The organism is Sphingomonas faeni, assembly GCF_024273235.1.
GTDB classification, from domain to species: domain Bacteria; phylum Pseudomonadota; class Alphaproteobacteria; order Sphingomonadales; family Sphingomonadaceae; genus Sphingomonas; species Sphingomonas faeni_A.
The window spans coordinates 161733-180914 of sequence record NZ_JANBVH010000001.1 but is presented as its reverse complement, the minus strand read 5'-3'; the positions used below and the strand labels follow the sequence as shown (position 1 = coordinate 180914).

The window sequence follows — 19182 nt, the reverse complement described above, 5'->3', positions numbered from 1 at the left end:
GGCGCCGGCCCGGCAACATCAGTTGCTGTCCGAATCGTCGTCCTTGACGATCGCGATAACGCCGATCGCTGCAACGCCAGCTGCGATCAGGATCGCGAAGATGCCGCCGCCGCCTGCGAGGTCGCTCTTGTTGTTCGTCACCGAACCGGCGCGAACAGGTGCTGCAGCTGCAGGAGCAGCCGACGCAGCAACCGAAGTGGTCATCATTGCGATCGCGAGTGCGCCGCCGGTAAGAGCCTTGAGCTTCATAATAGTCTCCAGAGTTAAACTACGCCAATGTATCGCAACGCAATATATGTCAAATCGTTCCTGCCGGGATTTGCGTGTAATTCAGAGGTGTTGCATTCCGATCACGGTGCGCCGTCGACCATCTCGGCCAGTTCGAGCCAGCGTAGTTCTGCTGCTTCCTTCTCGGCGCGCGCCGCCTCGATCGCCGCGGTCAGCTTCGCGAACGTCGCGTGGTCGCGCATGTACAGGTCCGGCTTGGCGAGCTTGGCCGCATCCGCCGCCATCTGCGCGTCGAGTTCCTCGATCCGCTTGGGCAGCAACTCGTAATCGCGCTGGTCCTTGTACGTCAGTTTCGCACGGGGGGCGGCCGCCACTGGCGCGGTCGCTGAAACCTTCTTCGATGCCCGTTTGCCGGTCGTCGTCGAAACGCGACGCTTTTCCCAGTCCTCGTACCCGCCCGCGACCACGTCGACCGTGCCCGAGCCGTCGAGCCCCAGCGTGATCGTCACGGTCCGGTCGAGGAAATCGCGATCATGGCTGACGATCAGCACGGTGCCGTCGTAATCGCCGATCACTTCTTGCAACAGATCGAGCGTCTCGAGATCGAGATCGTTGGTCGGCTCGTCGAGCACCAGCAAATTCGACGGCTTGGCGAACTCGCGCGCCAGCAACAGCCGCGAGCGCTCACCACCGGACAGCGAGCCGATCTTCGCGTCGACCATGTTCGGGTCGAACAGGAAGTCCTTGAGATAGCCGTGGATGTGCTTGCGAACGCCAAGCACGTCGATCCATTCGCCGCCGTCGACGACGACTTCGCGGACCGTCTTCTCGGGCGCCATCAGGCTGCGCTGCTGGTCGATCACGACTGCATCCAGCGTCTTGGCCAGCTTGATCGTGCCGCTGTCGGGCTCGATCTCGCCGGTCAGGAGCTTCAGCAGCGTCGACTTGCCCGCGCCGTTGCGGCCGACGATGCCGATCCGGTCGCCACGCGTCACCCGCAACGTCAGGTCGCCGATGATCGTGCGGTCGCCATAAGCCTTGGTGACGTTCTTGGCGTCGATCACGACCTTCGACTTGGTGTCGTCGCTGCTGGTGGTCAGGTTCGCAGAGCCCTGCGGCCCGATCATCGACGCGCGTTCGGCGCGCATCTCGTGCAGCTTGGTCAGGCGGCCCTGGTTGCGCTTGCGCCGCCCGGTGACGCCGCGGAGCAGCCAATGCTCCTCCAGCTTCAGGCGCGCATCGAGCTTCTCGGCCTGGCGCTGTTCCTCGGCATACACCTGCTCGGTCCACGCCTCGAACCCGCCGAAACCGATCTCCGCCCGACGGATCGCGCCGCGGTCGAGCCACAGCGTCTGCTTGGTGAGACGGGTCAGGAAGGTACGGTCATGGCTGATGACGACGAACGCGCCGCGGAAGCGCTTGAGCCAGTCCTCGATCCATTCGATCGCGCCGATATCGAGATGGTTGGTCGGCTCGTCGAGCAGCAGCACGTCGGGGTCCTGCGACAGCGCGCGGACGATCGCCGCCCGGCGCCGCTCGCCGCCCGAAGCGGAGGCAGCCTCGCGCGACAGGTCGATTCCGAGCTGATCCGCGATCGAATCCGCCTCGTAATTCACCGGCGCATCGTCGCCCGCCATCACATAGTCACGCAGCGTCGCGAATCCGCGCAGGTCGGGCTCCTGCTCCAGGATCACGACGCGGGTGCCGGGGACGATCGTCCGGCGCCCTTCGTCGGCGATCACGCTGCCGCCGAGGAGTTTGAGCAAGGTCGTCTTGCCGGCGCCGTTGCGGCCGATCAGCGCGAGCCGGTCGCGCGGTCCGATGTGAATGTCGAGGTTGCGAAAGAGCCATCCCGAGCCCTGGACGAGCCCGAGGCCTTCGAATGCTAAGATTGGTGCTGCCATGTCCGCGCCACGTAGGGGGGCGAAGTGATGCAGGCAAGTTACACCTCGCGTGCTTCGTGCTGCCGGGCGCCTGTCGCGATCATTCACAGGCTGTTCAATGCGGGAGGCCTATGCCACGGCCATGAAGATGTTGCTTTTCCTTGCGACCTTGGCCGCGGCGCCTTTAATGATGGGTGCCGCACCGATGCTGGTGGGGGACCCCCCGCAGCGTCGCAGCGATCAGATGTCGGCGTTGCAGGCGCGCAGGACGGGCGCACCGTCTTTGCGCGAGATCGAATCGCGCGTGATCCCGACGATGAAGGGCGCGCAGTATCTCGGCTCGGACTATGATTCGGGCAGCGCCATTTACACGCTGAAATTCCTGCGCGATGGAACCGTCATCTGGGTCGACGTCGATGGCCGCAACGGCCAGATCGTCGGCCGCACGGGTCGCTGAAACCCCCAATCGAGAGGACTATCATGCGCGTTCTGATCGTCGAGGACGAGCCGAATCTCGGCCAGCAATTGAAGAATACCCTCGAGGGGGCCGGCTATGCGATCGATCTCGCGGTCGATGGCGAGGAGGGGCATTTCCTCGGCTCGACCGAGAATTACGACGCGGTCGTGCTCGATCTCGGCCTGCCGGAGATCGACGGGCTGACCGTGCTCGATCGCTGGCGCAAGGAGGGGAAGACGATGCCCGTGCTGGTCCTGACCGCACGCGACAGCTGGTCCGACAAGGTCGCCGGGCTCGATGCAGGCGCGGACGATTACGTCGCCAAGCCGTTCCAGAGCGAGGAACTGATCGCCCGCCTGCGCGCGCTGATCCGCCGCGCGTCGGGCAACGCCTCGTCCGAGCTGACCGCAGGCGACATCCGCCTCGACACGCGCAGCGGCAAGGTCACGCGCGCCGGCGAACCGGTGAAGCTGACCGCGCAGGAGTACAAGCTGCTGAGCTACCTGCTCCATCACAAGGGCAAGGTCGTCAGCCGTACCGAATTGATCGAGCATATCTACGACCAGGATTTCGATCGCGATTCGAACACGATCGAGGTGTTCGTGACGCGCATCCGCAAGAAGCTCGGCCAGGACGTGATCACGACGATCCGCGGCCTCGGCTACAGCCTCGAAGATCCGGACGCCTGATCGGTCCGGTCATGGACAGCGCTCCGATATCTGCCCCCCCGACCGCCGAGACGCCGCTCCGCGTACCGGCGGCCGTGAAGGGTTCGCTGTCGCGGCGAATGATCCTGATCGCGGCGGTGTGGATCGTCGTGCTGCTCAGCGGCGGCGGGTTCGCGCTCGACCGCGTGCTGAGCCAGGCGGTGACGCGCAATTTCGACGACCAGCTCGAATATGTCCTCCGCTCGCTCCTGAACTCGGCCGAGATCGGACCGGAGGGCGAGGTGATCTTCTCGCGCGATGCCGCGGCCGACCAGCGTTTCGTCGAGCCCTATTCCGGGCTCTACTGGCAGGTGTCGGGCAAGGGGCGCGAGGACTTCCCGTCGCGGTCGCTCTGGGATCGCAAGCTCGCGTTCGGCAGCCCGCACGACGATCGCAACGCGCATTTCTACGACAGCACGCAGTTTCCCGACGAGAAGCTGCGGATCGTCGAGCGCGATGCGGTCATCCCCGGCTCCAAGGTGCATTGGCGGTTCCAGGTTGCGCAGAGCCGCGACGGGCTCGATGCGCAGATCCAGACGTTGCGCCGCACGCTCGTCCGCAGCTTCGCGCTGCTGGGTCTAGGACTGATTATCCTGGCGGCGCTCCAGACCTTCTACGGGCTCTGGCCGCTGCGCCGGGTACGCGAGGAGATCGCCCGGATGCGCGCCGGCCAGTCGAACCGCGTGTCGAGCGCGATGCCGGTCGAGGTCGCGCCGATGGTCGAGGAACTGAACGCGCTGATCGAGCACAACGAGCGTCAGGCCGAGGAAGCGCGCCGTCACGCCGGCAACCTCGCGCATGCGCTGAAGACGCCGCTGACGGTGATCATGAACGCCGCCACCGCGCAGTCCGACGACCTTGCCGATACCGTGATCCGGGAAGCCCGGACGATGCGCCGGCAAGTGGACCACCACCTGGCGCGGGCGCGTGCAGTCGGCCGCCGCGGGTCCGCGCACAGTCGCGCCGACGTCTGGCCCAGCCTCGAATCGGTCGAGCGCGCGGTCGGGCGACTGTACCGCCACGTCCGGATCGACGTCACCGGCCCGCGCGGGTTGCAGGTCCATGTCGAGCGGCAGGATCTCGACGAGATGCTCGGCAATCTGATCGAGAACGCCGCGAAATATGGTGGGGGCAGCGTGTTCGTCACGGTCGGCGCGCAATCGGGCTTCGTCGAGTTCCTGGTCGAGGACGACGGCGTCGGCATCCCGGAAGAGGAACGCGTCCGCATCTTCGATCGCGGCGTGCGGCTCGATACGGGGAAGCCCGGGACCGGCTTGGGGTTGGCGATCGTGCGGGACGTCGCGGAGATATACGAGGGCACGGTAGCGCTGGAGGAGAGCGAAGACCTAGGCGGCCTACTCGTGCGCCTCAGGTTGCCCGCCGCGAACTGATCTTCCCCCCTCCCTGAAAGGGAGGGGCCGGGGGTGGGTAGGCCCAATCGAGCCCCAGCGGTTCGGCCCCGCGGAACCCGACCCACCCCCAACCCCTCCCTTTCAGGGAGGGGCGCAAGTTAAGGTCACCCCCGCGACCGCGCCTGCCGATACGTCCCCAGCACCCGCAGCCATTTCGAATGGAACCCCAGTTCCTCCAGCGCATGGTCGAGGTTCGCGTCGCCCGGCTTCCCCACCACGTCCGCATAGAATTCCGTCGCCGAGAAACTGCCGTTGCGCTGATAGCTCTCCAGCTTGGTGATGTTCACCCCATTGGTCGCGAACCCGCCAACCGCCTTGTAGAGCGCGGCGGGGACGTTCTTCACCTCGAAGATCAGCGTCGTCATCCATTCGCCGCCGACCGGCTCCTGCGCCGCGGGCGGCTTGCCGCCGCGCGCCAGCACCACGAACCGCGTCGTGTTGTGATCCGCATCGGCGATGTCGGTCGCAAGCAATTCCAGCCCGTACAGCCCCGCGGCGGCAGGCGGAGCCAGTGCCGCGATCGCGGGATCGGCCAGTTCCGCCACCTTCGCCGCAGCCCCAGCCGTGTCGGGATAGCTCACCGGCTCGATCCCGTGCGCCTTCAGCCAGTGCCGGCACTGGCCCAGCGCCTGCGGATGGCTCATCGCCTGGCGTATGCCGTCGCGTGGACCCGCACCCATCAGCGCATGGCGGATCGGCAGGAAATGCTCGCCGGTGATCACCAGCCCCGATTCGGGCAGCAGGAAATGAATGTCCGCGACCCGGCCGTGCAGCGAATTCTCGATCGGGATGATCGCGCAGTCGGCGCGACCGTCCTTCACCGCGTCGATCGCGTCGGAGAAATCGAAGCAGGGCAGGGGCAGGCCGTCCGGGAACGCCTCGATCGCGGCGACATGGCTGTTCGCGCCTGGCGCACCCTGGAACGCGACGGCGCGCGCGGGGTCTGCGGCGGCGGCCTCGGTCATCCGCGCGACGATCGGGCGGGCGGGTACGGCGAAGTTTTCCATCCGCCGGGCGCGTAATGGGCGACGCGCGCATGTTCAATAGCGGGTGCAGGCGCGGCTTGCGGTGCGCGCCCGCCTTTTCTATGGCTATCCCAAACAGAACAGGGCGGATGCGCAAGATGGACAATCGGACCAATACGATCGCCGGCTGGGTGCTCGCAGGATGTGGCGCGGCGCTCGGGCTGTCGATCGTCGGTGGGATGATGTTCCACGGCGAGCGACCCGAGAAGATGGGCTACGCGATCGAAGGCGTGGTCGAGGAAGGCGCAGGCGGTGCCGCCGCCGACGTGCCGATCGCCTCACTGCTGCCGACCGCCGACGCCGCCAAGGGCGCCGAAGTGTTCAAGAAGTGCGCGGCCTGCCACACGATCAACCAGGGCGGCGCCAACGGCGTCGGCCCGAACCTGTACGGCACGCTCGGCGAAGCGATCGCCAAGGGCAAGGGCGGCTTCGCCTTCTCCGCGGCGCTGGCCGGCGTCGGCGGCACCTGGGACTTCGACAAGATGAACGCGTGGCTGACGTCCCCGCGCAAGTTCGCCAACGGCACCAAGATGACCTTCGCCGGGCTAGGCAACGCGCAGGACCGCGCCAACGTGATCCTGTATCTCAACCAGCAGGGCTCGAACCTCCCGCTCCCCGCGGCACCCGCCGCGGGCGCTGCACCGGCCGCCGGCGCGGACCAGCCTGCAACCGCCAACGCGGCCGAAGCTGCGGTGGAGAACGGCGCGGATACCGCGGACATCGCCAACACCGGCACGCCCGCCTCGGGCGCCCCGTCGATCGATCCGGAAGCTGCCCGCAAAGGCGCCCGCTCGGAGAAGTAATCGCTAATGGCCGGGATGACCGGCAAGGCTTTATCCTCCCCCCTTGGTGGGGGGAGGATAGGTCCAAGATGCAGGGCGTAGTCTACGTTCCAATCCTGCCCCATTCCGTCATCCCGGCGGAAGCCGGGACCCACGGTTGCGGTCAGCGTCATAAGCGGACGCTCCGTGTCCATGGGTCCCGGCGTGCGCCGGGATGACGGAGTGGGTAGTAGTTGGAACCGCGAGTAAACTCAGCCCTCGGCGGCTTCCTTCTCCGCCCGCTCGCGATAGAACGACTGCACCGCGTTCCAGGCCTCGTCCGCCGTCTCGACATAGCGGAAGATCGACAGGTCCTTCTCGCTGACGACGCCTTCCTCGACGAGCGCATCGAAATTCACGACCCGCTCCCAGAATGCGCGCCCGAACAGCAACACCGGGATCGGCTGGATCTTCCCCGTCTGGATCAGCGTCAGCAGTTCGAACAACTCGTCGAACGTCCCGAACCCACCCGGAAACGCCGCCAGCGCCCGCGCGTGGAGCAGGAAGTGCATTTTCCGCAGCGCGAAATAGTGGAACTGCACCGACAGCGATGGGGTTACATACGGGTTCGGCGCCTGCTCGTGCGGCAGGACGATGTTCAGCCCGATCGATTCGGCCCCGACGTCGTCCGCGCCGCGGTTGGCCGCTTCCATGATCGACGGGCCACCACCCGAGCACACCACGAACTGCCGCCAGCCACGCTCGTCGCGCGGCAGCACGCTGACCTTCGCCGCCAGCTCGCGCGCGACGTCGTAATATTTCGACTTCTCGACCAGCCGCTGGGCGATCTTCTTCGACTTCTCGTCGGTCGCCAGTGCCAGCAACGCCTGTGCCTTCGACGGCTCGGGGATACGCGCCGAGCCGTAGAACACGAACGTCGAGCCGATCTTCGCCTCGTCGAGGACGAGTTCGGTCTTCAGCAATTCGAGCTGGAACCGCACCGGCCTCAGGTCTTCGCGCAACAGGAAGTCCATGTCCTGGAAGGCAAGCCGGTAGTGCGGGTGCTGCGTCTGCGGCGTAGAAACGGAGTCGCGGGCGGACTCGGCATCCTGGCTGGCGTTCGCGAAAACGCGCGCCGGTACTCGTGTATCTGTCATTCAGGCGGGATTAGAGGAAAGCCAGGCGCAGGGCTAGACTGCCGTTTTCCTGCGAATGCAGGAATCCAGGGTTACGGAGGACGGCGTTCGTGACCCTAGGCTCCTGCGTTCGCAGGAGAACATTAGCGGCAGAAATTCGCGCGATCGTCCTCAAGATGCAGATGGTTGCGATGCGCGGCGTTGTAGTTCGGGCTGAGCACAGTCCCGAACCGCTTGCACGCCGACGCGCGGATCGTCTGGAGGAACTGCCGGACCTGCGGATCGGACGAGTTCCAGTCGTTCAGCACGGTGATTCGCCGCCCGTCCTTCAACACGAATCCACCGACATCGATCGCGTTGGCGATCGCATGCCCCGACCGCCGGCTCGCATTGCGCGCGGAGCCGACGACGTTGCGGCAGGCATAGCTCCCCATGCTGTCGATCCGCGCGAGTTCGCTGCCGAGCATCTGATACGCGGCGGGCGCCACCGCGTTGCGCGTCCAGCCGATGAACGCGCGGGCCGCGCCGCACCGGACCGCAGTTAGGTTGGCGACCGGCACGCCGATATCGACCAGCTTCACCGTCCCGGCGAGACCGCAACCGGGCCCGGTCTCGCGGTCGGGCAGGACCTGGAACGACACGTGGAGCTGGCGCAGGTCGGCCAGGCACTGCGCGGTCTCGCGATTGCTCGGGACGGAGAGATCGGGGCGAGTTTGAGTAGAGGCAGTGGGACGATCGGCGCGTCCGCAACCGGCGAGCGCTACAAGTGCGATCGCCACTATTGTGCGACACCAAAGATTATTCGAACGTCGCATCCTCGGCGATCTGTGGCCGAGCTTGCCGGATGTCGCCAGCCCTATCGCGCTGCATCTGCGACAGGCGGCGCATGATCGTCGTCAGGGCGATCGTCAGCGCGATGTCGACCGGCACCGCGGCGACCGTGAACCAAGAGGCGGCTATCAACTGCTCGGCGGTCTCGGCCCGCATCGACAGGCGAAAGTCGATGTTGGAGATGATCGACGACGCGATCCAACAGCCCCACCAGATCCGCAGCACGGCGGGAATGGGGACGGCGTCGGGCGCATCTGGATCGGCGGAGACCTGCCATGTCTCGCCGACCGCCTGGAACGGTTTCCAGAGATTGGCGATGGGCACGAAGAACCAGCCGACCGCCCAGCCTGGCGTGAACGCCATCGCCGGACCGATTGCGTGCGCGTTGCGGCTGGTACGATAGATCCAGCGCAGCACCGCAATGCCGGCGGCGACGACCGCTAGCACATTGAGCACGCCCGTCGCAGCGAGGACCTTCTCCAGACCTGCGAACGACTCCGCCGGTGCAATCGCGCCGCCGAGGCCGCCCAGCACCCGGATCGTGTACAGCGCGGACATGCCGAGCGCCACGTCGGTCGCGAGCCAAATCCAGATCAGCGCCGTGGCGAGTCGCGTGAGCCGTGCAGTGTCGACCAATGGCTCGTGATCGGTGACGACAGCAACATATCTTGGGTCGGTCACGACGGCGTGACTGCTCTACTACGTAACAATCGTGCGCCTGCCGCGCCAGCGTCTTTGGCAGACTCGCGCATGTCATTTCCCCCGAAAATTTTCAGGTTAGTGACGGTGGCGAAACGAAACAACTGTCCCCGATGCGGTTGACACTCCCGGGAACGCCGTTAGGGCCGGCGACGGGCCACGCGGTCCCAACGCCGCGCGTGCTCTCTGTGAGGAGAGATACATTGACGAATACGACCTACGCACCCGCTACAGGTGCGCCTGCGCTGCCTGCTACGAAGCCCGCACGCCCCTTTTTCAGCTCCGGTCCCTGCGCGAAACCGCCTGGTTGGTCCGCGGACAAGCTCGCCACCGATTCGCTCGGTCGCTCGCATCGCTCGAAGATCGGCAAGACCCGCCTCCAGTACAGCATCGACCTGATGCGCGAACTGCTGAAGCTCCCCGATACGCACCGCATCGGCATCGTCCCCGGCTCCGATACCGGCGCGTACGAGATGGCGATGTGGACGATGCTGGGCGCGCGTCCGATAACCGCGCTCGCCTGGGAAAGCTTCGGCGAGGGCTGGGTCACCGATGCCGTGAAGCAGCTCAAGATCGACCCCACCGTGATCCGCGCCGACTACGGCCAGCTTCCCGATCTGAACGCGGTCGACTGGTCGAACGACGTGCTGTTCACCTGGAACGGCACCACCAGCGGCGTGCGCGTGCCGAACGCGGACTGGATCCCGGACGACCGCGAGGGCCTGTCGTTCGCCGATGCGACGTCGGGCGTGTTCGCCTACGACATCGACTGGACGAAGATCGATGTGGCCACCTTCTCGTGGCAGAAGGTGCTCGGCGGCGAGGGCGCGCACGGCGTGCTGATCCTCGGCCCGCGCGCGGTCGAGCGGCTGGAGACGTACACGCCCGCCTGGCCGTTGCCGAAGGTGTTCCGCCTCGTCTCGAAGGGCAAGCTCGCCGAGGGCGTGTTCAAGGGCGAGACGATCAACACGCCGTCGATGCTCGCGGTCGAGGATGCGATCTTCAGCCTCGAATGGGCGAAGTCGCTCGGCGAAGACGGGCTGATCAAGCGGTCGGATGCCAATGCCGCGGCGCTCGACAAGATCGTCGATGAGCGCGATTGGCTCGGGCACCTCGCCGCCGATCCGGCAACGCGGTCGAAGACCAGCGTATGCCTCACGGTCGAGGGTGCGGACGAGGCGTTGATCAAGGCGATGGCCTCGGCGCTGGAAAAGGCTGGCGCGGCGTATGACGTCGCCGGCTATCGCGACGCGCCTCCGGGCTTGCGTATCTGGTGCGGCGCGACCGTCGATACCGCCGATATCGAGGCGCTCGGCCCCTGGCTCGACTGGGCCTACGCGACCGCCAAGGCCGGCTGACCAGCTACCGCGCCTCTTTTAGCCCTCCCTCCAACCAACACCCCCCATTCCGTCATCCCGGCGCACGCCGGGACCCATGGACACGGCGCAGTCGCCCATGAAGCGAACCGCAACCGTGGGTCCCGGCGTCCGCCGGGATGACGGGGAGGCGGTGAGGATCGGAACGGAAGGCGGCACCCCAATTCCCCCGAAATTCCCAGGAGCAATCCCATGCCAAAAGTCCTCATCTCCGACAAAATGGATCCCCGCGCGGCGCAAATCTTCCGCGAACGCGGCGTCGAGGTCGACGAGATCACCGGCAAGACGCCTGCCGAACTCATGGCGATGATCGGCGAGTATGACGGCCTCGCGATCCGCAGCTCGACCAAGGTTACCAAGGAAATCCTCGAGCACGCCACCAACCTCAAGGTCGTCGGCCGCGCCGGGATCGGCGTCGACAACGTCGACATCCCCGCCGCCTCGGCGAAGGGCGTGGTCGTGATGAACACCCCGTTCGGCAACTCGATCACCACCGCCGAGCACGCGATCGCGCTGATGTTCGCGCTCGCCCGGCAACTCCCGGAAGCTGACGCTTCCACGCAGGCCGGCAAGTGGGAGAAGAACCGCTTCATGGGCGTCGAGCTGACGTCCAAGACGCTCGGCCTGATCGGTGCGGGCAATATCGGCTCGATCGTCGCCGACCGTGCGCGCGGCCTCAAGATGAAGGTCGTCGCGTTCGACCCGTTCCTGACGCCCGAGCGCGCGATCGAGATCGGTGTCGAGAAGGTCACGCTCGACGAACTGCTCGCCCGCGCCGACTTCATCACGCTGCACACGCCGCTGACCGACCAGACGCGCAACATCCTCTCGGCCGAGGCGCTCGCCAAGACCAAGAAGGGCGTGCGGATCATCAACTGCGCCCGCGGTGGCCTGATCGACGAGGTCGCGCTGAAGGCGGCGCTCGATTCAGGGCAGGTCGGCGGTGCGGCGCTCGACGTGTTCGTCGAGGAGCCCGCCAAGGCATCGCCGTTGTTCAACACGCCGAACTTCATCAGCACGCCGCATCTCGGCGCGTCGACCACCGAGGCGCAGGTCAACGTCGCGATCCAGGTCGCCGAGCAGATGGCCGATTTCCTGATGTCGGGCGGCGTCACCAACGCGCTCAACATGCCGTCGCTGTCGGCCGAGGAAGCGCCGAAGTTGAAGCCGTACATGGCGCTCGCGGAGAAGCTGGGTTCGCTGGTCGGGCAGCTGACCACCGGCGCGGTGTCGCGGATCTCGGTGCATACCGAGGGCGCGGCGGCCGATCTGAACCCCAAGCCGATCACTAGTGCGGTGCTCGCCGGCTATCTCCAGACGCAGACCGCGACCGTCAACATGGTCAACGCACCGGTGCTGGCGCGCGAGCGTGGCCTTGAGGTCCGCGAAGTCCGTACCGAGCGCGAGGCGGACTATCACACGCTGCTGCGCGTCTCGGTGAAGACCGAGGACGGCGAGCGGTCGGTGGCCGGCACGCTGTTCGGCGATTCGGCGCCGCGTCTGGTGGAACTGCTGGGGATCAAGATCGAGGCGGATCTGGCCGGGCCGATGCTGTACGTCGTCAACGAGGATGCGCCTGGGTTCATCGGTCGTCTCGGGACGGCGTTGGGCGAGGCCGGGGTGAACATCGGGACGTTCCATCTCGGGCGGCGTTCGGCGGGTGGCGAGGCGGTGCTGCTGCTCTCGGTCGACGAGGCGGTGACCCCCGACCTGTTGACGAAGGTCCGCGCGCTGCCAGGCGTAAAGACCGCAATGGGCCTCAACTTCTGACAAGACTCCCTCTCCCCTTGGGGAGAGGGTAGGGGAGAGGGGCAGTACCGAGAGATGGCGTTTGGGGCGCCCCTCTCCCCGGCCCTCTCCCCAAAGGGGAGAGGGAGCAGTGCCCAAGACCGACGACGTCATGCTGGGCCGTGCGAAGGTCATGCGGTCTGGACAGACCGGTCCGGAAATGCGGCTGTGGCATCAGGTTCGCGCCAAGCGCTTCCAAGGCGTGAAGTTCACCCGCCAGGTCGTGATCGGCGCGTTTATCGCGGATTTCGTCGCACGTTCGCACATGCTGGTCGTCGAGCTTGACGGGGATACGCACACCGACCAAGCACGCGACGCCCGCAGGACGGCGTGGCTGGAAGAGCAGGGATATCGGGTGATCCGTTTCGCCAATACCGATGTGATGACCAATCTCGAAGGCGTTTTGCAGGTGCTCGGCGATGCACTGGTGACGCGCGTGGACCAGATACGATGACCGCACTCCTCCCCGAAGGCTTCCGAGATCGCCTCCCGCCGTTCGCCGATTCGGCAGCGGCACTGGAGGCCCGCGTGCTCGAAGCCGCGCGCCTGCACGGCTACGAACGCGTCGACCCGCCGCTCGCCGAATTTGCCGACGGTCTTGAGATGCGGCTCAAGGCCGGCGGCCTCCACGACGCGGTGCGCTTCGTTGATCCGGTGTCGCAGCGCACCCTCGCGATCCGCCCCGACATCACCGCGCAGGTCGCGCGGATCGCCGCCACCCGCATGGGCCACCACCCGCGCCCGGTGCGCCTCAGCTACGCCGGCTCCGTGCTGAAACTGCGCGCCTCGCAGCTCGCGCCCGCCCGCGAGACCCGGCAGATCGGCTGCGAACTCATCGGCCTCGACTCGGTCGCCGCCGCGCAGGAACTCGTCGCGGTCGCGGCCGACATGATCGCCGCCGCCGACGTGACCGGCGCGTCGATCGACTTCACGCTCCCCGACCTGGTACCGACGCTCGCCGCCGGCCCGCTCCCCGTCGCACCCGAGCAGATCGCCACCTTGCGCGACCGGCTCGATGCCAAGGACGCCGGCGCCGTCGCCGCACTTGCACCCGCCTATCTCCCACTGATCGAAGCCGCTGGCCCGTTTGCGCAAGCCATGGACCGCCTCCGCGCCTTCGACACCACCGGTGCACTCGCCTCCCGCCTCGACGGTCTCGCCCGCATCGCCGAAGCACTCGACGGCCGCGTCGCGCTCACGCTCGATCCGACCGAGCGGCACGGCTTCGAATACCAGACCTGGCTCGGCTTCTCGCTTTTTGCCGATGGTAGCGCCCGCGAAGTCGGCCGCGGCGGCACCTACACGGTCGTCCACGAGAACGGCGCCGAGGAAGCCGCCACCGGCTTCTCGCTTTACGCCGACGCCCTGGTCGAGCGCACCGCCACCGTCGACCGCCGCCGCCTCTTCCTCCCGTTCGGCACCCAAGCCAGCGAAGGCGCGGCAATGCGCGCGCAGGGCTGGGTCACCGTCGCCGCCTTAGACGCCGGCGACACCCCCGAAGCACAAGTCTGCACACATCTTTGGGTGGCGGGCGAGCCCCGCGCGCTGTAGGCGCTGCGCGAACGAACGACCCCGTCATGCCGGACCTGTTCCGGCATCCACCGTGCCGCAAACCAATCGATGGTCGATCACGCGCGACGGTGGACCCCGGACTAAATCCGGGGTGTCGACACTGATTTCACTCTGGCTGGATACTGGTCCCGCCATATACTTGGAGACACGATAGTGGCCAACGTAGCAGTCATCGGCGCGCAATGGGGCGACGAAGGCAAGGGCAAGATCGTCGACTGGCTCGCCGAGCGCGCCGACATGGTCGTGCGGTTCCAGGGCGGGCATAACGCCGGCCACACGCTCGTCGTCGGCGACAACGTCTACAAGCTGTCGCTGCTGCCGTCGGGCATCGTCCGCGGCACGCCGTCGTTCATCGGCAACGGCGTGGTGCTCGATCCCTGGGCGCTGAAGGACGAGATCGCGCGGTTGGGTGCTCAGGGCGTCGTCGCGACCCCGGAGACGCTGCGGATCGCCGATACCTGCGCGCTGATCCTGCCGTTCCACCGCGATCTCGACGGCCTGCGCGAGGATGCGAGCGGCGCCGGCAAGATCGGCACGACTCGTCGCGGCATCGGGCCTGCCTATGAGGACAAGGTCGGTCGCCGTGCGATCCGCGTGTGCGATCTCGCCCACCTCGACGATCTCGGGCCGCAGCTCGATCGCCTGACCGCGCATCACGACGCGCTACGCGCCGGCTTCGGCGAGCCGCCGATCGACCGCGCCCGCCTGATCGCGGAACTTCGCGAGATCGCCGGCTTCGTCCTCCCGTTCGCCAAGCCCGTCTGGCGCGACCTCAATGCCGCGCGCTCGGCCGGCAAGCGGATCCTGTTCGAGGGCGCGCAGGGCGTGCTGCTCGACGTCGACCACGGTACGTATCCGTTCGTCACCTCGTCCAACACCATCGCGGGCGCCGCAGCCGGCGGGTCGGGCCTCGGGCCATCCGCGGTCGGCTTCGTGCTCGGCATCGCCAAGGCGTACACGACGCGGGTCGGCTCGGGACCGTTCCCGACCGAGCTCGAGAACGAGACCGGCGAGCGCCTCGGCGTCCGCGGGCATGAGTTCGGCACCGTCACGGGGCGGAAGCGGCGCTGCGGCTGGTTCGACGCGGTGCTGGTGCGCCAGGCGGCGGCGGTCGGTGGCATCACGGGAATCGCGCTGACCAAGATCGACGTGCTCGACGGGTTCGAGACCGTGTCGATCTGCACCGGCTACAAGCTTCGCGGCGAGACGCTCGATTACTTCCCCGCGCATGCGGCGGACCAGGCGCTGGTCGAGCCGATCTACGAGACGATGGAAGGCTGGCAGGAGACGACCGCCGGCGCGCGCAGCTGGGCCGACCTGCCCGCACAGGCGATCAAGTATATCCGCCGGATCGAAGAGCTGATCCGCTGCCCGGTGACTCTGGTTTCGACCAGCCCGCAACGTGCCGACACGATCCTCGTCCGCGATCCGTTCTCGGACTGATACGCAAAAAGCCGGGCGATCGCTCGCCCGGCTTTTCATTTACGTGAGAACGGTTGGATCAGCGCGGCGTCGTCGTGCCGGTCATTCCACCCGTGGTCGAACCCATCGTGCCACCGGCGGTCGTGCCACCCATGGTACCGCCCGTCGTACCCGTCGTGGTGCCGGTCGTGCCGCCCATCGTATCGGCGCCCATCGTGCTGCCGGTCGTGCCCGACATCGTGCTGCCCGTTGTCCCGGTACCGCGGGTCGTGCCGTTCATCGTGCCCGACGTCGTCCCACTCGTACGGCTACGCGCCTTCGTGCCACGCTGCGTGCGCGTTGTGGTCGACTGCGTGGTCGTCGAAGGATTCGCTTGATCCATCGTGCCGGTCGACATGCCGCCGGTCGTGCCGCCCATGGTCGAACCGCCCATCGTGCCGCTGCCCATCGTGCCACCCGTGGTGCCGGTCTGGGCCATCGCCACGCCCGGAATAATCAGGGCTGCGGCTGCGATCGAAGTCAGAATACGCATTGTCACTCTCCTAAGTTATTGAAGAGCAAGCGCTTCAGTGCTGCGTAATGTTCCGTCGTCAGCCGCACTGACCCCGATGCAGCAACGCCTGGTCGGCCAGCACGAGCGCCACCATCGCCTCGACGACGGGGACTCCGCGGATGCCGACGCACGGGTCGTGACGCCCCTTGGTGGCGATCGTCGCGGCTTCGCCGGTCGGGCTGATCGTCTCGACCGGGGTGAGGATCGAGCTGGTCGGCTTGAACGCCACGCGCAGGCGGATCGGCTGGCCGGTCGCGATCCCGCCGGCGATCCCGCCTGCATGGTTGGCAAGAAACTCAGGACCATCGACACCGGGACGCATCGGATCCGCATTAGCCTCGCCTGACAACGCGGCGGCAGCGAACCCGTCGCCGATTTCGATTCCCTTGACCGCGTTGATGCTCATGCAGGCGGAGGCGAGTTCGGAATCGAGCTTGGCATAGAGCGGCGCGCCCCAGCCTGCGGGCACGCCGATCGCCTCGCACGCGATCACGGCCCCGAGCGACGAGCCTGACTTGCGTGCCGCATCGACAAGCGCCTCCCAGCGGAGCGCGGCGTCGGCATCGGGGCAGAAGAAAGGGTTCTGGTCGATCTGCGCATCGTCGAACTTCGCCGGGTCGATCGCATCGCCACCGATCGCCTCGACCCAGGCGCGGACGCGGACCTGGGGCACGACGAGCCGCGCGACCGCACCGGCGGCGACGCGTGCCGCAGTCTCGCGCGCGGACGAGCGGCCACCACCCCGGAAATCGCGAAACCCGTATTTTGCGTCATAGGCGTAATCGGCGTGGCCGGGGCGATAGGCCTTGGCGACATCGGAATAATCCTTCGAGCGCTGGTCGACATTCTCGATCATCAGGCTGATCGGCGTCCCGGTGGTGCGACCCTCGAACACGCCCGAGAGGATGCGGACGGTGTCGGGCTCCCGCCGCTGCGTGGTGAAGCGCGACGTGCCGGGGCGACGCTTGTCGAGCCAGGGCTGGATATCGGCCTCGCTCAGCCCAATCCCCGGCGGGCACCCATCGACCACCGCACCCAGTGCAGGCCCATGCGACTCACCCCAGGTGGTAAAGCGGAACAGCCGTCCAAACGTATTGAAACTCACTTCCCCCTCTCCCCAACGGGGAGAGGGAGGGGCCCATGCAAAGCATGGGAGGGTGAGGGCACGCCCGTAAGGCCATAAAGGATAGCGGCAAGCACACCGTCCATCCGCTGCATCACGTCGTTGTTCCAGACACGGATCACACGATATCCCTTGGTCGCGAGGAAGGCGGTTCGGCTGTCGTCATAGGCGAGGTCGTCGCTATGCCGGCTGCCGTCTACCTCGACGACTAGCCTCGCGTCCATGCAGAGGAAGTCGGCGATGAAGGGGCCGATCCAGACTTGGCGACGGAACTTAAAATTGCCGAGGCGGCGGCTGCGGAGGTGGTACCACAGCCTGTCTTCTGCTTCGGTCACGTTGCGCCTTAGCTCACGGGCTCGGTTTAGTGCCTCTGTGCCGTCGTGTTGCCTCATCTTGCCCTCACCCTCCCATACTTTGCATGGGCCCCTCCCTCTCCCCGGAGGGGGAGAGGGGTTAGACTAGCGCGATATCGGGGGCGTCTTCGGCCTTCATGCCGATCACGTTGTAGCCGGCGTCGACATGATGCGTCTCGCCCGTCACACCGCTCGCCAGGTCACTCAGCAGGTAAAGCCCCGCGCCGCCGACGTCGTCGATCGTCACGTTGCGCTTCAGCGGCGAATTCAGCTCGTTCCACTTCAGGATCAGGCGGAAGTCGCCGATGCCGCTCGCCGCCAGCGTCTTGATTGGCCCCGCCGAGATCGCATTCACGCGGATATTGTCGCGGCCAAGGTCGACCGCGAGATACTGCACGCTGGTCTCGAGCGCCGCCTTGGCGACCCCCATCACGTTATAGTGCGGAATGACCTTCTCGGCGCCGTAATAGCTGAGCGTCAGCATCGCACCGCCCTCGGTCATCATCTTGGCCGCGCGCTGTGCCACCGCGACGAACGAATAGACCGAGATGTTCATCGTCATCAGGAAATTGTCGAGGCTGGTATCGACGAACCGCCCGCGCAGCTCGTTCTTGTCCGAAAATCCGATCGCATGGACGACGAAGTCGATCGTGGGCCATTCTTCCGCCAGCTTGTCGAAGGTCGCGTCGAGCGCACCCATGTCCGACACGTCGCAATCGAAAAGTCGCGCCACGCCAAGCTGCTCGGCGAGCGGGCGTACGCGCTTCTCCATCGTCTCGCCCTGATAGCTGAACGCGAGTTCCGCGCCCGCCTCGGACAGCTTCTTGGCGATCCCCCAGGCCAGCGACTTGTCGTTCGCCAGGCCCATGATCAGCCCACGCTTGCCCGCCATCAAACCGTTCACGCCATCCCCGCCTATACCTGCATATCCGTAGCGGGTTGCTCTAGCGTTGTTTCGGGTGGTTCCGCCAGTGCCGCGTTGAGATGGGCGCCGAATACCAGCCCGAGCCCGATGACATAGAAAAATAACAGCATGATGACGACGCCCGCCAGACTGCCATAGGTAAGGTCGTAGCCGCCGAGCCGCGACAGGATCACCGGCAGCAACGCGGTCGCGCTGACCCACCAGGCGGTTGTGAACAAGGCGCCCGGCCATTTGGGGCATTTCGAATAGCGATAGCGCGACGGCGTCACCGAATAGAACAGTAGGTACAGCGCGCCGAACATCAGCAGGCCGGGGATCAGCCGCGACAGCCCGACCCAGCCCGCGGCATCCTGCGCGAAGGGCACGAGGCGGTAGATGAACTGCTCGGCCGCGGTCAGGATACCCTGGACGAGGAACGACAGCAGCGCGATGATCACCGATCCGACGATAACCGCGGACGATCCCAGCCGCGATTTCCAGAACGGCGCGGTCGCCTTGTTCCCGTACGCGCGGTGGAAGATGTCGCGGATCGTCTCGACGAAGCTGCCGACGGTCCACAACCCGACGAGTGCGCCCAGCCACAACAGCGACCCGGTCCGCGCGGCGAGCACGTCGGCGATCGGCTTGCGCAACAGGTCGGCGACATTGGGCGGCAGCACGTTGAGGAACGATTCGACCGCGCGCACCGTCTCGACGCTCTGCCCGAAGATCGACAGGATCGCCGCGGCGACGATGAAGAACGGAAACACCGTCATCAGAGCGAGATAGGCGAGGTTCCCCGCATGGATGAACCCGTCGTTGAACACGCCGATCGCTGCCCGCTTGAAAACCTCGAACGCGTAACTGCCGGGCCTGACCTTCGCCATGCCACGGTTCAGTCGGGTACGGGCCGCGCCATGATCGTGGGAGCGGGCTTCGGGGGTAAGGCTAT

Annotated in this window: 20 protein-coding genes; 9 read left to right on the top strand and 11 right to left on the bottom strand. The window is 66.4% G+C overall.

Annotated elements, in window-relative coordinates; translation table 11 throughout:
• Positions 1–18: 18 nt before the first annotated feature.
• Positions 19–249 (bottom strand): hypothetical protein, encoded by a 231-nt coding sequence (locus NLI89_RS00830; protein WP_254685245.1) that lies wholly within the window; start codon positions 247–249, stop codon positions 19–21.
• Positions 250–350: 101 nt separating this feature from the next.
• Positions 351–2132: an ABC-F family ATP-binding cassette domain-containing protein gene (locus NLI89_RS00825; protein WP_254685244.1), complete on the bottom strand. Its 1782-nt coding sequence runs from the start codon at positions 2130–2132 to the stop codon at positions 351–353.
• A 121-nt stretch (positions 2133–2253) separates the two neighbouring features.
• Between NLI89_RS00825 and NLI89_RS00820 the strand changes: the two genes are divergently transcribed.
• Genes NLI89_RS00820 through NLI89_RS00810 form a run of 3 tightly spaced genes read left to right on the top strand, consistent with a single transcriptional unit; the run spans position 2254 to position 4666 of the window.
• A complete protein-coding gene (locus NLI89_RS00820; RefSeq protein ID WP_254685243.1) occupies positions 2254–2568 on the top strand; it encodes a hypothetical protein in 315 nt (104 codons plus the stop codon).
• 23 nt (positions 2569–2591) lie between these two features.
• On the top strand, positions 2592–3257 hold the full coding sequence (locus NLI89_RS00815; RefSeq protein ID WP_056061146.1) for a response regulator transcription factor: 666 nt from the start codon (positions 2592–2594) through the stop codon (positions 3255–3257).
• An 11-nt stretch (positions 3258–3268) separates the two neighbouring features.
• A complete protein-coding gene (locus NLI89_RS00810; RefSeq protein WP_439144455.1) occupies positions 3269–4666 on the top strand; it encodes an ATP-binding protein in 1398 nt (465 codons plus the stop codon).
• 125 nt (positions 4667–4791) lie between these two features.
• Here NLI89_RS00810 and NLI89_RS00805 read toward each other — a convergent pair whose 3' ends face one another.
• A complete protein-coding gene (locus NLI89_RS00805) occupies positions 4792–5694 on the bottom strand; it encodes a prephenate dehydratase (protein ID WP_254685242.1) in 903 nt (300 codons plus the stop codon).
• Positions 5695–5810: 116 nt separating this feature from the next.
• Between NLI89_RS00805 and NLI89_RS00800 the strand changes: the two genes are divergently transcribed.
• Positions 5811–6515: a c-type cytochrome gene (locus NLI89_RS00800; RefSeq protein ID WP_254685241.1), complete on the top strand. Its 705-nt coding sequence runs from the start codon at positions 5811–5813 to the stop codon at positions 6513–6515.
• A 230-nt stretch (positions 6516–6745) separates the two neighbouring features.
• Here the strand turns inward: NLI89_RS00800 and NLI89_RS00795 are convergent, their stop codons facing one another.
• From NLI89_RS00795 to NLI89_RS00785, 3 genes are all read right to left on the bottom strand, one after another.
• Positions 6746–7630, bottom strand: coding sequence for a TIGR00730 family Rossman fold protein (locus NLI89_RS00795; RefSeq protein WP_254685240.1), 885 nt, complete (start codon positions 7628–7630; stop codon positions 6746–6748).
• A gap of 122 nt (positions 7631–7752) precedes the next feature.
• Positions 7753–8424, bottom strand: a complete 672-nt coding sequence (locus NLI89_RS00790) for an extensin family protein (RefSeq protein ID WP_302675535.1) — start codon at positions 8422–8424, stop codon at positions 7753–7755.
• Positions 8408–9121, bottom strand: a complete 714-nt coding sequence (locus NLI89_RS00785) for a DUF4328 domain-containing protein (RefSeq protein ID WP_254685238.1) — start codon at positions 9119–9121, stop codon at positions 8408–8410. The genes NLI89_RS00790 and NLI89_RS00785 overlap by 17 nt, the downstream gene beginning before the upstream one ends.
• 221 nt (positions 9122–9342) lie before the next feature.
• On the opposite strand from NLI89_RS00785, the gene NLI89_RS00780 reads away from it, so the two are divergent.
• The 5 genes from NLI89_RS00780 (at position 9343) to NLI89_RS00760 (ending at position 15318) form a co-directional block, all read left to right on the top strand.
• Positions 9343–10497 carry a phosphoserine transaminase gene (locus NLI89_RS00780; RefSeq protein ID WP_254685237.1) on the top strand — a complete coding sequence of 385 codons (1155 nt, stop codon included), beginning with the start codon at positions 9343–9345 and terminating at the stop codon, positions 10495–10497.
• A gap of 210 nt (positions 10498–10707) precedes the next feature.
• Positions 10708–12285: a phosphoglycerate dehydrogenase gene (gene serA, locus NLI89_RS00775; protein ID WP_254685236.1), complete on the top strand. Its 1578-nt coding sequence runs from the start codon at positions 10708–10710 to the stop codon at positions 12283–12285.
• Positions 12286–12394: 109 nt separating this feature from the next.
• A complete protein-coding gene (locus NLI89_RS00770; RefSeq protein ID WP_439144454.1) occupies positions 12395–12757 on the top strand; it encodes an endonuclease domain-containing protein in 363 nt (120 codons plus the stop codon).
• Positions 12754–13854 (top strand): ATP phosphoribosyltransferase regulatory subunit, encoded by a 1101-nt coding sequence (locus NLI89_RS00765; RefSeq protein WP_254685235.1) that lies wholly within the window; start codon positions 12754–12756, stop codon positions 13852–13854. Before NLI89_RS00770 ends, NLI89_RS00765 begins: the two co-directional genes overlap by 4 nt.
• Positions 13855–14028: 174 nt before the next feature.
• A complete protein-coding gene (locus tag NLI89_RS00760; RefSeq protein WP_056061123.1) occupies positions 14029–15318 on the top strand; it encodes an adenylosuccinate synthase in 1290 nt (429 codons plus the stop codon).
• A 58-nt stretch (positions 15319–15376) separates the two neighbouring features.
• Here NLI89_RS00760 and NLI89_RS00755 read toward each other — a convergent pair whose 3' ends face one another.
• The 5 genes from NLI89_RS00755 to NLI89_RS00735 form a co-directional block, all read right to left on the bottom strand.
• A complete protein-coding gene (locus tag NLI89_RS00755) occupies positions 15377–15829 on the bottom strand; it encodes a hypothetical protein (protein WP_254685234.1) in 453 nt (150 codons plus the stop codon).
• A gap of 58 nt (positions 15830–15887) precedes the next feature.
• Positions 15888–16955 carry a chorismate synthase gene (gene aroC / locus NLI89_RS00750; protein WP_254685233.1) on the bottom strand — a complete coding sequence of 356 codons (1068 nt, stop codon included), beginning with the start codon at positions 16953–16955 and terminating at the stop codon, positions 15888–15890.
• Positions 16952–17308 carry a DUF559 domain-containing protein gene (locus tag NLI89_RS00745; RefSeq protein ID WP_254685232.1) on the bottom strand — a complete coding sequence of 119 codons (357 nt, stop codon included), beginning with the start codon at positions 17306–17308 and terminating at the stop codon, positions 16952–16954. Before NLI89_RS00745 ends, aroC begins: the two co-directional genes overlap by 4 nt.
• 118 nt (positions 17309–17426) lie before the next feature.
• Positions 17427–18218 carry an enoyl-ACP reductase FabI gene (gene fabI / locus NLI89_RS00740; RefSeq protein ID WP_056054995.1) on the bottom strand — a complete coding sequence of 264 codons (792 nt, stop codon included), beginning with the start codon at positions 18216–18218 and terminating at the stop codon, positions 17427–17429.
• A 23-nt stretch (positions 18219–18241) separates the two neighbouring features.
• Positions 18242–19117 carry a YihY/virulence factor BrkB family protein gene (locus NLI89_RS00735; RefSeq protein ID WP_254685231.1) on the bottom strand — a complete coding sequence of 292 codons (876 nt, stop codon included), beginning with the start codon at positions 19115–19117 and terminating at the stop codon, positions 18242–18244.
• Between the last annotated feature and the right edge of the window lie 65 nt (positions 19118–19182).

Coding starts and splice junctions, on each gene's coding strand:
- NLI89_RS00830 (WP_254685245.1), bottom strand. CDS start 249: ATGAAGCTCAAGGCTCTTACCGGCGGCGCACTCGCGATCGCAATGATG.
- NLI89_RS00825 (WP_254685244.1), bottom strand. CDS start 2,132: ATGGCAGCACCAATCTTAGCATTCGAAGGCCTCGGGCTCGTCCAGGGC.
- NLI89_RS00820 (WP_254685243.1), top strand. CDS start 2,254: ATGAAGATGTTGCTTTTCCTTGCGACCTTGGCCGCGGCGCCTTTAATG.
- NLI89_RS00815 (WP_056061146.1), top strand. CDS start 2,592: ATGCGCGTTCTGATCGTCGAGGACGAGCCGAATCTCGGCCAGCAATTG.
- NLI89_RS00810 (WP_439144455.1), top strand. CDS start 3,269: ATGGACAGCGCTCCGATATCTGCCCCCCCGACCGCCGAGACGCCGCTC.
- NLI89_RS00805 (WP_254685242.1), bottom strand. CDS start 5,694: ATGGAAAACTTCGCCGTACCCGCCCGCCCGATCGTCGCGCGGATGACC.
- NLI89_RS00800 (WP_254685241.1), top strand. CDS start 5,811: ATGGACAATCGGACCAATACGATCGCCGGCTGGGTGCTCGCAGGATGT.
- NLI89_RS00795 (WP_254685240.1), bottom strand. CDS start 7,630: ATGACAGATACACGAGTACCGGCGCGCGTTTTCGCGAACGCCAGCCAG.
- NLI89_RS00790 (WP_302675535.1), bottom strand. CDS start 8,424: ATGCGACGTTCGAATAATCTTTGGTGTCGCACAATAGTGGCGATCGCA.
- serA (WP_254685236.1), top strand. CDS start 10,708: ATGCCAAAAGTCCTCATCTCCGACAAAATGGATCCCCGCGCGGCGCAA.
- NLI89_RS00765 (WP_254685235.1), top strand. CDS start 12,754: ATGACCGCACTCCTCCCCGAAGGCTTCCGAGATCGCCTCCCGCCGTTC.
- NLI89_RS00755 (WP_254685234.1), bottom strand. CDS start 15,829: ATGCGTATTCTGACTTCGATCGCAGCCGCAGCCCTGATTATTCCGGGC.
- fabI (WP_056054995.1), bottom strand. CDS start 18,218: ATGGCGGGCAAGCGTGGGCTGATCATGGGCCTGGCGAACGACAAGTCG.
- NLI89_RS00735 (WP_254685231.1), bottom strand. CDS start 19,117: ATGGCGAAGGTCAGGCCCGGCAGTTACGCGTTCGAGGTTTTCAAGCGG.